General features: G+C 39.7%; 12 protein-coding genes. 5 read left to right on the plus strand and 7 right to left on the minus strand.

Annotated elements, in window-relative coordinates; genetic code table 11:
• Positions 1-83 precede the first annotated feature (83 nt).
• The 4 genes from lolA (at position 84) to PSF28_RS00745 (ending at position 4,445) form a co-directional block, all read left to right on the plus strand.
• Positions 84-704 carry an outer membrane lipoprotein chaperone LolA gene (lolA, locus tag PSF28_RS00730; RefSeq protein WP_210836816.1) on the plus strand — a complete coding sequence of 207 codons (621 nt, stop codon included), beginning with the start codon at positions 84-86 and terminating at the stop codon, positions 702-704.
• An 86-nt stretch (positions 705-790) separates the two neighbouring features.
• Positions 791-2,134: a replication-associated recombination protein A gene (locus PSF28_RS00735; RefSeq protein WP_210836818.1), complete on the plus strand. Its 1,344-nt coding sequence runs from the start codon at positions 791-793 to the stop codon at positions 2,132-2,134.
• Between the two features lie 108 nt (positions 2,135-2,242).
• The gene (serS, locus tag PSF28_RS00740) at positions 2,243-3,535 is read left to right on the plus strand and encodes a serine--tRNA ligase (protein ID WP_210836820.1); all 1,293 of its coding nucleotides are present in this window, start codon (positions 2,243-2,245) and stop codon (positions 3,533-3,535) included.
• A 181-nt stretch (positions 3,536-3,716) separates the two neighbouring features.
• Positions 3,717-4,445 carry a sulfite exporter TauE/SafE family protein gene (locus PSF28_RS00745; protein ID WP_210836822.1) on the plus strand — a complete coding sequence of 243 codons (729 nt, stop codon included), beginning with the start codon at positions 3,717-3,719 and terminating at the stop codon, positions 4,443-4,445.
• Here the strand turns inward: PSF28_RS00745 and PSF28_RS00750 are convergent.
• The 3 genes from PSF28_RS00750 to PSF28_RS00760 all read right to left on the minus strand — a co-directional run bounded on the left by PSF28_RS00750 (position 4,431) and on the right by PSF28_RS00760 (position 7,114).
• Entirely contained in the window at positions 4,431-5,324 is an 894-nt protein-coding gene (locus tag PSF28_RS00750) for a LysR substrate-binding domain-containing protein (RefSeq protein ID WP_210836823.1), read from the minus strand. The genes PSF28_RS00745 and PSF28_RS00750 overlap by 15 nt on opposite strands.
• 151 nt (positions 5,325-5,475) lie before the next feature.
• Positions 5,476-6,282, minus strand: coding sequence for a BPSS1780 family membrane protein (locus PSF28_RS00755; protein ID WP_004909482.1), 807 nt, complete (start codon positions 6,280-6,282; stop codon positions 5,476-5,478).
• A 364-nt stretch (positions 6,283-6,646) separates the two neighbouring features.
• Positions 6,647-7,114: an Lrp/AsnC family transcriptional regulator gene (locus PSF28_RS00760; protein WP_004909485.1), complete on the minus strand. Its 468-nt coding sequence runs from the start codon at positions 7,112-7,114 to the stop codon at positions 6,647-6,649.
• A gap of 155 nt (positions 7,115-7,269) precedes the next feature.
• Here PSF28_RS00760 and PSF28_RS00765 point away from each other — a divergent pair, with 155 nt between their 5' ends.
• Positions 7,270-7,692: a DUF2000 domain-containing protein gene (locus PSF28_RS00765; protein WP_004909488.1), complete on the plus strand. Its 423-nt coding sequence runs from the start codon at positions 7,270-7,272 to the stop codon at positions 7,690-7,692.
• A 31-nt stretch (positions 7,693-7,723) separates the two neighbouring features.
• On the opposite strand, the gene pflA is transcribed toward PSF28_RS00765, so the two are convergent.
• The 4 genes from pflA to PSF28_RS00785 all read right to left on the minus strand — a co-directional run bounded on the left by pflA (position 7,724) and on the right by PSF28_RS00785 (position 13,090).
• The gene (pflA, locus tag PSF28_RS00770; protein WP_042851778.1) at positions 7,724-8,476 is read right to left on the minus strand and encodes a pyruvate formate lyase 1-activating protein; all 753 of its coding nucleotides are present in this window, start codon (positions 8,474-8,476) and stop codon (positions 7,724-7,726) included.
• A gap of 167 nt (positions 8,477-8,643) precedes the next feature.
• Positions 8,644-10,926 carry a formate C-acetyltransferase gene (gene pflB, locus PSF28_RS00775; protein WP_210836824.1) on the minus strand — a complete coding sequence of 761 codons (2,283 nt, stop codon included), beginning with the start codon at positions 10,924-10,926 and terminating at the stop codon, positions 8,644-8,646.
• Positions 10,927-10,996: 70 nt separating this feature from the next.
• Positions 10,997-11,854 (minus strand): formate transporter FocA, encoded by an 858-nt coding sequence (gene focA, locus PSF28_RS00780; RefSeq protein WP_109911032.1) that lies wholly within the window; start codon positions 11,852-11,854, stop codon positions 10,997-10,999.
• A gap of 462 nt (positions 11,855-12,316) precedes the next feature.
• Positions 12,317-13,090 (minus strand): IclR family transcriptional regulator, encoded by a 774-nt coding sequence (locus PSF28_RS00785; RefSeq protein WP_210840058.1) that lies wholly within the window; start codon positions 13,088-13,090, stop codon positions 12,317-12,319.
• Between the last annotated feature and the right edge of the window lie 156 nt (positions 13,091-13,246).

The raw sequence follows: 13,246 nt of genomic DNA on the forward strand, positions 1-13,246 counted from the left end.
TAGTGTGCTAATTGCTGGTTTAATTTAAGGGGTGTATAAAGACGGGACGCCTCTTAAGGTAATAATTTTAAGGTCTTTCATCGATGAAAAAAATGATGTTATTGGGTGCGTTAGCCCTGAGTTTACATATTGGCCAAGTATTGGCAGACGCAAGCCAAGACCTTCAAGAACGTTTGAATAAGGTCAATAGCTTCCAAGCTAGCTTCTCGCAAAAAGTGACAAGTCCTGAAGGGGATTTGATTCAAGAAGGTGTTGGGGATTTATGGCTTGAGCGCCCAAATTTATTTAATTGGAATATGACATCACCTGATGAAAGTGTACTGGTGTCAGATGGAAAAAATTTGTGGTTTTATAATCCGTTTGTAGAACAAGTGACCGTAACTAATTTAGCGGATGCTACGCAAGATACGCCATTTCTACTAATTACACGTAACGACCCGAAAGATTGGAAACAGTACTCAATCATCCAACAAGGAAATACGTTTGATTTAAAACCAAAACAAACTAATGGAACTTTAAAACGTTTTTCCATTACAGTTTCTCCCCAAGGGACGATTGAGCAGTTTTCAGCGGTTGAGCAAGATGGCCAAACCAGTGCTTATCAATTAAAAGAGCAAAAAAATGGTCGCGTTGATGCAAGTAAATTCAAGTTTACTGTGCCAAAAGGTGTCACTTTAGATGACCAGCGCTCAAACGTAAAATAAGCTTGATTAGAAAAAATATTAACCAGCAACATTGGTATTTGCTGGTTAATATATAAGGTATTTTAAGTGGTAAAAAAGAGGATATAGTGGGTAACCTGTCTCTTGATTTTTCGCAGAATGAATTTCAACCTTTAGCAGCAAGAATGCGGCCTGAAACCCTTGAACAATATATTGGCCAAAAGCACTTATTGGCAGAGGGCAAACCGTTACCGCGTGCGATTAAAGCGGGTCATCTGCACTCCATGATTTTATGGGGGCCCCCAGGAACAGGCAAAACAACCCTTGCTGAAATTATTGGTAATTATGCACAAGCCGATATTGAACGCATTTCAGCGGTTACCTCTGGTATTAAGGAAATCCGAGAATCCATTGAAAAGGCTCGGCAAAATCGCAGTGCAGGGCGAAGAACCATTTTATTTGTGGATGAAGTTCATCGTTTTAATAAAAGCCAGCAAGATGCATTTTTACCGCACATAGAAGATGGCACGATTACATTTATTGGTGCGACAACAGAAAACCCATCATTTGAATTAAACTCCGCGTTGTTATCACGCGCTCGGGTGTATTTGCTTAAATCTCTTGAAGAAAATGATATTGAGCAGGTATTGCTGCAAGCGCTGGCAGACTCATCTCGTGGCCTTGGTGGGCAAAATATTGTTCTACCTGACAGCACGCGCAAAATGGTTGCTCAGTTGGTTAATGGGGATGCTAGGCGTTCATTAAATCTGCTGGAAATGATGGCGGATATGGCCGAAGCGGATAGCCAAGGGCAGCGTATTTTAACCGCTGATTTATTAAAAGAAGTCAGTGGCGAGCGAACAGCAAGGTTTGATAACAAAGGTGACCGTTATTACGACTTAATTTCTGCGCTGCATAAGTCTATCAGAGGATCAGCACCGGATGCCGCACTATACTGGTTTGCAAGGATCATTACTGCGGGTGGTGACCCGTTGTATGTTGCTCGTCGGTTACTTGCAATTGCATCAGAAGATGTGGGTAATGCGGATCCTCGCGCGATGCAAGTCGCCATTTCAGCTTGGGATTGCTTTACTCGAGTGGGGCCAGCCGAAGGTGAGCGTGCAATTGCCCAAGCCATTGTTTATTTAGCTTGTGCGCCGAAAAGTAACGCAGTTTATACCGCCTATAAAGCGGCGATTAAAGATGCGCAAATGCAACCGGATTACGATGTGCCAGAACATCTTCGAAATGCCCCAACTAAACTATTAAAAGAAATGGGAGCAGGGAAAGAGTATCGTTATGCGCATGATGAACCTAACGCTTACGCGGCAGGGGAAAACTATTTTCCTGAACCGATGCAAACAACGCGTTATTACTACCCTACGAAACGGGGTCAAGAAAGCAAGTTTGCTGAAAAATTAGACTGGTTAGCCCAACAGGATCAAATTAGCACCACAAAACGCTATCGCTAAACTGGGCAATGCGGTAAGGTTATATAGCGAAATACTTTACTTTATTTGTTGTGCTGGAACGCACCTCAAAAAGTATCATTAATTACTAACAATAATCACAGGATAAGCATGCTCGATCCCAATTTACTGCGTACGGAGCTAGACGCGGTTGCTGAAAAACTGGCTCGCAGGGGTTTTACCCTTGATGTGGAAAAGCTGCGTGAATTAGAAGAACGCCGCAAAGTTTTACAAGTTGAAACTGAAACCCTGCAAGCAGACCGTAACTCGCGATCGAAAACTATTGGTGCGGCGAAAGCACGTGGTGAAGATATCGAACCATTACGTCTAGAAGTTAACCAATTAGGCGAAAAATTGGATTCTGCAAAAGCGGAGCTTGAAAAGCTGCAACAAGAAATCCGTGATATTGCCTTGAGTATCCCGAATATCCCTGATGACCAAGTACCTGACGGTAAAGATGATTCTGACAACGTTGAAGTGGCTCGTTGGGGCGAACCTCGCGAGTATGACTTCGAAGTTAAAGACCATGTTAGCCTTGGTGAGCTATCTGGCGGCTTAGATTTTCCAGCTGCGGTAAAACTGACGGGTGCTCGTTTTGTTGTCATGAAAGGGCAAATTGCTCGTATGCACCGTGCATTGGCACAATTCATGCTTGATTTACATACTGAACAACATGGCTACCAAGAATTGTATGTTCCGTATTTAGTCAACCATGACACGCTGTACGGAACTGGCCAATTACCAAAGTTTGGTGAAGACTTATTTCATACTAAACCTCTGGAAGAAGAAGCAGACAGCAGTACTTATGCTTTGATCCCAACTGCAGAAGTACCTGTGACTAACTTGGTTCGTGATGAAATTTTAGATGAAGACTCACTTCCTCTGAAAATGACAGCACACACACCTTGTTTCCGTTCTGAAGCGGGATCTTATGGCCGTGATACACGTGGTTTGATCCGTATGCATCAATTTGACAAAGTTGAGTTAGTGCAAATCGTTCATCCAGAAAAATCCATGGATGCATTGGAAGAGCTGACTGGCCATGCAGAAAAAGTATTACAATTACTGAACTTACCTTATCGTAAAGTGATTTTATGCACCGGTGATATTGGTTTTGGTTCACGTAAAACTTATGACTTAGAAGTGTGGCTACCAGCGCAAAATACTTATCGTGAAATTTCATCTTGTTCAAACATGTGGGATTTCCAAGCGCGTCGTATGCAAGCTCGCTTCCGCGGTAAGAGTGATAAGAAAACACAACTTGTTCATACTCTGAATGGTTCTGGTTTAGCGGTTGGTCGTACATTGGTGGCGATTTTAGAAAACTACCAATTAGCAGATGGCCGTATTGAAGTTCCAGAAGTACTGCGCCCATATATGAAAGGGTTAGAGTACATCGGTTAATTTCCGTTTCCTCTTCAAAAGTAAAACGCGACTCATAGTAGTCGCGTTTTTTTTGCAAATTTTAAGTATTTTGAAAACGTATCCTCAGGCTAAACCTGATCCCCCCTCAATATTTTCCAAATAGCGCTATTCAATGTAGGACATTAATCTACGGTAAAGTAAATTTATCGGAGCGATATAGATGGGTGTAATTATTGGTGTTTTCTTACTAGCAGGCCTTGTAAAAGGGGTGATTGGGTTAGGGTTACCAACAATCGCAATGGGGTTATTAAGCACGTCCATGGAGCCTGCTGCCGCTGCTAGCTTGTTAATTATTCCCTCGTTAATCACGAATATATGGCAATTATTGATTGGCCCACAATTTATGGCACTAATCAAACGGCTCAGTGGTTTTATTATTGGGGTGGTACTAGGCACCGTATTCAGTTTTTTACCTTCTTTAACCTCAGCATCTGGTTGGACACTACCTGCACTTGGTATCGTGCTTATTATCTATGGAATATGGGGGTTAATCGCAAAAAAAATGCCATCATTCGAGAAACATGAAATATGGCTTTCCCCAACAGTGGGGTATATCACCGGTGTGATTACGGCTGCTACAGGTGTATTTGTTATTCCAGCAGTCCCTTATTTGCAAACCTTAAAATTAAATAAAAATGAGCTTATTCAGGCTCTAGGGCTAGCCTTTACCGCATCAACAGTTGCATTAGCAATCAAGTTATCCATTGACCAGCAACAATATGATATTAATTGGCGTTTATCTGCCTTTGCCTTAATACCTGCTATTGGTGGAATGTACCTTGGTCAATATTTTCGCAAGATTATTAGCGAGAAATTATTCCGTCGTTGCTTTTTTATTGGTTTGATCGGATTAGGAATTTACATGGCGACAAAATTAGCCTTCAGATGACCAGTTAATTAAGAAATTAACAAACTCGTTAGTGTAATCAGGTAATTGGTTGAAATCTCGTGCACAGATAACTAATTTTCGACATGCCCAAATCTCAGCCAATTGCACTATTTTACTCGCAGAGAATTGGCTACGCTGTGCCGCTTGTTTGGGAATAATAGCTATGCCAATGCCATCATTAACCCCTTGCATTACAGAATCTAATGTTGGCATACGTACTCGGTAGTTTAGCCGCCTGCCTTGTTGTTTGGCGTTATTATCAATATGTTTTTGTAATGGGTTATCTTCCATTAAACCAATAAATTCAGCATCAATAATGTCAGAAAATGGAACATTTTCTCGGTTTGCCCAAAGGCTATCTTTATGGACAAAAACAACTAATTCATCTGAGCTGAATGGCCGAATATCCAGCCCGGTGAGATCAGTAGAATCTGCGATAACACCGATATCAGCAATTTTATTTCTGATTGCAGTGACGATATTAGTACTTGGCATTTCCTTCACTGACACAGACATAGCGGGGTGCTGGCGTAAATAAGCACTAACACGGGCAGGTAAAAACTCCATTTGAGCAGAGGTATTACAAAGAATATTAATATGCCCACGCAGGTGTCGACTATATTGCTGCAGTTCATCTTGCATTACTTCAATTTGCTGCAAAATTGTTTTCGCATGCTCAATAAATGTATGACCTGCATTTGATAATGAAACCCCTTTCACTGAGCGAACAAAAATATCTACGTTTAATTCATTTTCTAACCCACGTATCCGTTCACTTGCAGATTGCAGTGTAAGATAAGTTAGTTTCGCTCCATGGGTGATGCTCCCTGCATTAGCGACATTAACACACAGTTTTAAATCAGTAATATCGAAATACATGGAAAACAGCTCCAATTTATGAAAGGAAAGAGGGAGATTACTATTTAAAGGAATATATGTGAATTTGTATGGGATAGCAAAAAGGAAAGCAATTGCTTTCCTTTTTTAGATTTAATGATTTAGCAAAGTCGTTAAACCATCACACTTTGGTTTATTTTACTTGTGAGAAAAACAGGCTGCGGTAGCTGCTGTAATAGCAAACATACATAATTGGCATAGAAACTAATAAACCTAAACCTAAAGGAATTACTGAAATTATCATTAAGATTGATAAAACGATAAAGAACAGGAGACCTGGCAGGATATTTTTCTTAACAGCTTGTAAGCTTGCAGAAATTGCAGCGCCAACAGTGAAGTCGTGGTTCATAACCAATGCTGGAGCAAACCATGTCAAGGCAGTACCTACTAACGCAGCAACGGCCATGATAATAATTGCAAAGAAGAATGTACCTGAAGATGCAAGGATAGCCGCGTCAGATGGTGAACCATATTGGTTGCTTTCCATCAATAAACCAAACATAGCAGAACCACCGATAATAAATGCGATGATCATGCCTACTAAGTTAGCCGCAAAGTTGATGGCACCAACGGCAAATAGGGTACCGAATTTATTTTGGAAACCAGCAAATAATAACCCAATTTCTGCTTGGCCAGTTTTACGTTGATTTTCACTGATAGCAATAATACCACCAATAAAAATAGGCGTAATAAAAGTAATCAGTAAGTTCAAGAATGGGATCATTGAAATGATAAAGATCACCGCAAACAGAACGATGTTAATTAGGATCCACATTCCCAGCTTTTCTTTAACAAGAGACCATGATTGGCTGATCCAGTTAACACCTTCACCTGCATCTACTGTGCGAGGTTCTGCGTGAAAAACGAATGTATCGGCTTGAGTTTGTGCGTTAATTGTAGGTGCAGGGTTGTTATCTGCACTGAAGTTTTCATTATTCATGATAAGAAAGGAACCTGTTAGTCGTAGTGAATTAGCAATATATTATTATTAATAAGTTTTCTGAGTTTATACTCATTCTTGTAACTTATCGGCAGTAGTATGCAGATAAGTTAACTTATTATAAAGCAGACTATTCTGGTAAGGTATTTTTGATTAAAAATTTCTTGTATAAGATATTTTTTATCGTAATAAGACCATTATCTATACCTTAATGTATTGAATAGAGTATGAGTATTTAGTAGTACAGTGAAAACGGCTGTTTTTTTTATTCTATACAGTAAGACCAAACCCTAATTTAATAGTGAATAGTAAATTAAATAATCATTATTATTAATACGTAAGCAAAATGCCATTTACCCAGCGGTTAAATGAGTGATATTGGGTAAGCATCCAATGGCTTAATCTCTTTTAGTACAAACATACTTTGCATTTCTTTGATACCCGGTAACCGGCGAATAACCGTCATCGCGAAATCGGCGTAGGAGTCTAAATCATGAGATACAACCTGCAATAAAAAGTCGGTATCACCACCAATACTGTAGCAAGCGACAACATTTTCGAGCTCAGTCACTTCTTGTTCAAATTTTTGAGCTTCAGCCTCGCTATCGCTATCAATAATAACGCGAACAAATACCATCACACCTAAGCCAATTTTTTTACGATTGAGAATAGCGCGATATCCTTCAATAACATGTTCTTCTTCTAGTTTTTTAACTCTTCGCCAACAGGGAGAGGCTGACATGCCTACTTTTTCAGCAAGAACTTGATTCGTTATTCGAGCGTCATCTTGTAGTAATTTCAATATTTTTATTTCTGTCTTATCTATTGCCATAAATGAAAGCCTTTACCTTAAAATTGCATAAAATAGGATAAAATTGCCTAAATTTTAGCGTGTAATGACTGAATTAGAAAGCTTATTTCTTTCTTTAAATGCAATAATAATGAGGTGTTTTAGAACAATAACAAACAGTAAAAGGGAAAAGAGAGATGATTTTTAATCCAACAGAACACCGTTGTGCCATCGTGGTAAACCAAAACTTATCGAATGGTTTAGCGATGAATGCAGCGAGTGTAATTGGTGTGAGTTTAGGAAATAAAGTCAATAATATGGTAGGGAATGATCTTAATAGTTTGGATAATATGAATTACCCAGGGGTGATTTATGCACCATTACCGATATTAAAATCCGCAGAGCAATATATGAAAGAGATTGAAGTGGCAGCTTACCAGAAAGATGATATTTATATCATTCCTTTTAGTTTGCTCGCTCAATCTTGCCGTACTTATGATGAATATCAGCAGAAATTATCTGAACAGCAATATAAAGATATTCAATTGGCAGGGATAGGCTTGGTGGGAAATAAAAAAGCAGTTACTCAGTTAATTGGCCATTTACCGCTTTTCAAATAAATAAGAGGCTCTGCAAAGAGCCTCTATAATTTTAGTACATCACTTTGTGACCATAACTTTCAAGAATGCTTTTGACTCGTTCCATCACTTCTTTTGATGGTGGTCTAACGCCATCTAGCTTGTATTCTTCACCCATAGTTTCCCATTTGTGTTTACCAAGCTCATGGTAAGGTAATAATTCGATTTTCTCGATATTGTTCATATCTTTGGTAAATTCGCCCAGTAAATGTACTGAATGGTCGTCATCGCTCCAACCCGGCACGACAACATAGCGTACCCAGGTTTTTTGGTTGCGTTTGGCAAGGTAACGGGCAAATTCCAAAGTACGGTGATTAGAAACACCCACTAATTTTTGATGAATTGCATCATCGATTTGTTTTAAATCAAGCATCACTAAGTCAGTGACATCCATCAGTTCATCAATCACTGGGTCGTAGCGGCGCACAAAGCCATTGGTATCAAGGCAAGTATGAATATTTTCTTTTTTACATGCGCGGAACCAGTCACGAACAAATTCGGCTTGTAAGATAGCTTCACCACCAGAGGCGGTAACGCCGCCGCCAGTCGCGTTCATAAAGTGGCGATAGGTCACGGCTTCTTTCATTAATTCATCAACAGTGACGATATTGCCACCATGGGTGTCCCAAGTATCGCGGTTATGGCAATACAGGCAGCGCATTAAGCAGCCTTGGAAAAAGACAATAAAACGGATCCCTGGACCATCGACCGTTCCGCATGATTCAAATGAATGAATGCGGCCGAGTGTGGTTGGGGTTTCTGTCATATTAGTTATCGCTATTGTTTTGGTTTTTGTATCATCGATAGACATAGCAGGCACTCCAAAATATCTGTCATACCGCAAACTTTAGAGAAAAAATATCGTTGCTGGTATAGATAAAAAGACCCCATAAAGCGGGGTCTTTAATTTACTTTATTTTAATAAGCTAATTATTACATTGTGCTTGTGAAAGTACGAGTAATAACGTCTTGCTGTTGTTCTTTAGTCAGTGAGTTGAAACGTACAGCATATCCCGATACACGAATAGTCAGCTGTGGATATTTCTCTGGGTTTTCCATTGCATCTAACAGCATTTCACGATTCATAACGTTAACGTTTAAGTGCTGGCCGCCTTCGATAGACGCTTCGTGGTGGAAGTAACCATCCATCAGACCGGCTAAGTTAGTTTTACGAACGTCATCATCTTTACCTAACGCATTTGGTACGATAGAGAAAGTATAAGAAATACCATCTTTCGCGTAAGCAAATGGCAGTTTAGCAACAGAAGTCAGCGAAGCTACCGCACCTTTTTGGTCACGACCGTGCATTGGGTTTGCACCTGGTCCGAATGGTGCACCTGCACGACGACCATCTGGTGTGTTACCTGTTTTCTTACCATACACAACGTTAGATGTGATGGTCAGGATTGACTGAGTTGGTACCGCGTTACGGTAAGTAGGCAGTTTCTGAATTTTCTTCATGAAACGTTCAACTAAGTCACACGCGATATCATCTACACGAGAGTCGTTGTTACCAAATTGAGGGTATTCACCTTCGATTTCGAAGTCGATAGCAATACCGTCTTCGTCACGAATTGGTTTAACTTTCGCATATTTGATTGCAGACAGTGAGTCAGCAGCAACAGATAGACCCGCGATACCACAAGCCATGGTGCGATATACATCACGGTCATGTAACGCCATCAGTGAAGCTTCATAGCTGTATTTATCGTGCATGAAGTGGATGCAGTTCAGTGCTGTGACATACTGAGTTGCTAACCAATCCATGAAGTGGTCCATTTGGTTCATCACAGTATCGAAATCTAAGACTTCATCCATGATTGGTGCATGTTTAGGACCTACTTGCATTTTCAGTTTTTCATCAACACCACCGTTGATGGTATACAGCATGGTTTTCGCTAAGTTTGCGCGAGCACCGAAGAACTGCATTTGTTTACCAACAATCATTGGGCTGACGCAACATGCGATTGCGTAGTCATCGTTATCGAAGTCTGGGCGCATCAGGTCATCATTTTCATACTGAACTGATGAGGTATCGATAGACACTTTAGCCGCGAATTTTTTGAAATTCATTGGCAGTTTTTCTGACCACAGGATAGTCATGTTTGGCTCAGGAGATGGGCCCATGGTATACAGTGTGTTCAGGAAACGGAATGTGCTTTTCGTTACCAGAGTACGACCATCAAGGCCCATACCTGCTAATGACTCAGTTGCCCAGATTGGGTCACCAGAGAACAGCTCATCGTATTCAGGAGTACGTAAGAAACGTACCATACGCAGTTTCATGACTAAGTGGTCAATTAATTCTTGCGCTTGTTGTTCGGTGATTTTACCTGCTTCTAAGTCACGTTGGATATACACGTCTAAGAAGGTAGAAACACGACCAAATGACATTGCAGCACCGTTTTGTGATTTAACAGCGGCTAAGTAACCGAAGTAAGTCCACTGTACTGCTTCTTGTGCGTTTGTTGCTGGAGCAGAAATATCGTAACCGTATTTTGCAGCCATTTCTTTCATTTGACCCAATGCACGGTGCTGTTCAGCAATTTCTTCGCGCAGTTGGATAGTCATTTGTAAGTCTTCACCTTTTTCTAATCTTTCTTGCAAAGAGGTGAATTGGTTAAATTTGTCTTTCATCAGGAAATCAATACCGTACAGTGCAACACGACGGTAGTCACCGATGATACGACCACGACCATATGCATCAGGTAGACCCGTTAAGATACCTGATTTACGGCATTTTAAGATGTCTGGCGTGTAAACGTCGAAAACACCTTGGTTGTGAGTTTTACGGTATTCAGTGAAGATTTTTTTGATTTCAGGGTCTAAAGTACGGTCGTAAGCTTTGCATGAGCCTTCAACCATTTTGATACCACCGAACGGGATAAGACCACGTTTCAGAGGTGCATCAGTTTGTAAACCAACGATTTTTTCTAATTCTTTAGTAATGTAACCTGCATCATGGGAAGTGATGGTTGAAGCGACATCTGTGTCAAAATCAACTGGCGCATGAGTGCGGTTTTCGATTTTGATCCCTTCCATGACTTTATCCCACAACGTGTCAGTTGCTGGAGTAGAGCCTGCTAAGAAAGATTCATCACCTTCATATGGAGTGTAGTTTTTCTGGATGAAGTCACGTACGTTGACGTTATTCTGCCAGTCACCTTGGTTAAAACCTTGCCATGCTAAAGCGAATTTTTCATTTAACTCGGACATGATACTTTTACCTTTTAACAATGGATCTTTTAGGGATCTTAATAAATCTTTTCGTGTGTGTCAGTGGCTATTAATGTTTTTGGCCACTACGTAAATGCATAAACCAATAAATGAGGCCGACTAAAATCGCGCCGCCAATAATATTTCCGATAGTAACTGGAATTAAGTTATCTGTAATAAAGTTACCGACTGTTAGGTGTGAAAATTGATCAGGAGACATATTTATTTGAGACCAATATTCAGCGGGTGCAAACTCTTTAATCATAATGCCTAATGGGATCATGAACATGTTTGCAATACTATGCTCAAAACCGCTCGCCACAAACATCGCGACAGGTAACACTAGAACGACCAGTTTATCAGTTAAACTACGGCCGGAGTAACTCATCCAAACCGCAAGGCAAACCATTAAGTTTGCTAAAATTCCTAATGCAACCGCTTCAATAAAGGTATGGTGTAATTTATGGCTGGTGGTTTGTAAGACATTTAATCCCCATTGGCCATTGGCTGCGGTGTATTGTCCTGCAAACCAAATCAGTGCAACAAAGAACAGCGCACCAATTAAGTTACCAATATAGACATTAAACCAGTTGAGGAACATTTGCCCCCAAGTGATTCTACCTGTGGCTTTTGAGACGATAGTGAGTACGGTGGAGGTGAAAAGGTCTGCACCACATACAACCACTAACATCAGACCTAAGGAGAAACAAATCCCGCCAATAAGTTTAGTGAAACCATAAGGCGCTTCAGCTGCCCCGGTTGTTGCCGTGATATAGAATACAAATGCGATAGAGATAAAAATACCGGCAGTGAATGCTGACAAGTAAGTAATTGCAGGATGTTTATTTGCCTTATAAACAGAGGCATCATCTGCGACTTGCGCCATTACAGCTGGTGGCAATAAATTAAAAGGGTTGTCAGCTTTCATACCAACACTCTCTTACAAAGTTGATTAATTATAGCACGCAATAATAGTAACAAAGGGAAGAATTGATAAATTTGATATGGATCATGAACTCTCTAGAGAGAGTGGTGAAATTGGTTAATTTAATGTTAAATCTCTATGTATCTAACTGATAAATAAGGATTAAATATTTTTTAAAATTTATATAAAATTTTTATAAAGTCAGTTTTGGCCAGCAAAATAAGTAAAAATATACGCGTAAATGTTAACTATTTAAGATGAATATGATCTCTTTGGCATATAATTTAACTTATGTTTGCATAATGCCCTAGTTAATCAGGGGGGGTTCCGATATATATTCCTTAGCCAAACCGTATTTTTGCAATATTTATCTAACAATTATGCAAATAATAAAAGATTAATATAAATTAATCGATGAATTAAAGTGATATATCTTAATAAGATAATCAGCTTTTAACGTTGTAACTAGGTATAAAATTCAATATTTTCAAGAGTGTTTAGTTCTTGCTCAATACGTTCTCGGCTTGTTAAGAGCGTTTTGATGACTTGGTTCACTTTGGGTTCATCGATGCGGAAGGTTGGGATAGACACACTGATTGCTGCAATGATGTTATTGCGTTGTCGTAATGAGACAGCATAACAAATGGTTTCTTCATCAATTTCTTTATTATCAACTGCATAACTCTTTTCGCGAACCGCGTTAAGCTGCAGGCGCAGTTCAGCTAACGTTTGCACACTGTATTGGGTTAATGGCGTAAAACCCGAAGGATAAAGCTCGGAAATTTGCTGGTCACTGTAGTTAAAAATCATGGCTTTACCCAGTGCTGAGTAAATCGCAGGCAAACGAGTGCCGATATTAGAGATTAATTGGACCTTTTGCGCCGATTGAACTTTATCAATGTATAACACATTAGCACCGTCTAAAATCCCCATTTGGCACACTTCATTGCATTCATCAACAATATGTACCATTTCCCGATGAACCATTTTTAGCCAATAGGATTTTTCGAAAAATGAGCGGGAAAGAAGCGAGCAGGCGATACCTAAATAATATAACTGGCTATTATCATCGTAATTAATATATCGATGTTCAACCAATGTTTTTAAGATAGGATAAATCGTCCCTTTTAATATTTGTGTTTTATCAGAAAGTTGCGTCAAAGAAAGCCCAGTATTTTCAGCCGATAAAACTTGCAGTATTTCTAATACCCGAATTGTCGGCATGTGCCCCGTAGACATTAAACCACCTCCCTGATTAATTTTGTCGCTATTCTAGGTTTAAAATATCACTATGTAAATCATCTCAGGAATACGTTTAATCTCAAATTGGTCATTCTTAATAATGGGTGAAGTCATCCAAAAGGCGTGACCTTGCTCAAAATTTAGTAATAAAAA

Origin of the sequence: Providencia sp. PROV130 (assembly GCF_028482225.1) — a bacterium.
GTDB classification, from domain to species: Bacteria; Pseudomonadota; Gammaproteobacteria; order Enterobacterales; family Enterobacteriaceae; genus Providencia; species Providencia rettgeri.

Coding starts and splice junctions, on each gene's coding strand:
- PSF28_RS00785 (WP_210840058.1), bottom strand. CDS start 13,090: ATGTCTACGGGGCACATGCCGACAATTCGGGTATTAGAAATACTGCAA.
- focA (WP_109911032.1), bottom strand. CDS start 11,854: ATGAAAGCTGACAACCCTTTTAATTTATTGCCACCAGCTGTAATGGCG.
- pflB (WP_210836824.1), bottom strand. CDS start 10,926: ATGTCCGAGTTAAATGAAAAATTCGCTTTAGCATGGCAAGGTTTTAAC.
- lolA (WP_210836816.1), top strand. CDS start 84: ATGAAAAAAATGATGTTATTGGGTGCGTTAGCCCTGAGTTTACATATT.
- PSF28_RS00755 (WP_004909482.1), bottom strand. CDS start 6,282: ATGAATAATGAAAACTTCAGTGCAGATAACAACCCTGCACCTACAATT.
- serS (WP_210836820.1), top strand. CDS start 2,243: ATGCTCGATCCCAATTTACTGCGTACGGAGCTAGACGCGGTTGCTGAA.
- PSF28_RS00745 (WP_210836822.1), top strand. CDS start 3,717: ATGGGTGTAATTATTGGTGTTTTCTTACTAGCAGGCCTTGTAAAAGGG.
- PSF28_RS00760 (WP_004909485.1), bottom strand. CDS start 7,114: ATGGCAATAGATAAGACAGAAATAAAAATATTGAAATTACTACAAGAT.
- pflA (WP_042851778.1), bottom strand. CDS start 8,476: ATGACAGAAACCCCAACCACACTCGGCCGCATTCATTCATTTGAATCA.
- PSF28_RS00765 (WP_004909488.1), top strand. CDS start 7,270: ATGATTTTTAATCCAACAGAACACCGTTGTGCCATCGTGGTAAACCAA.
- PSF28_RS00750 (WP_210836823.1), bottom strand. CDS start 5,324: ATGTATTTCGATATTACTGATTTAAAACTGTGTGTTAATGTCGCTAAT.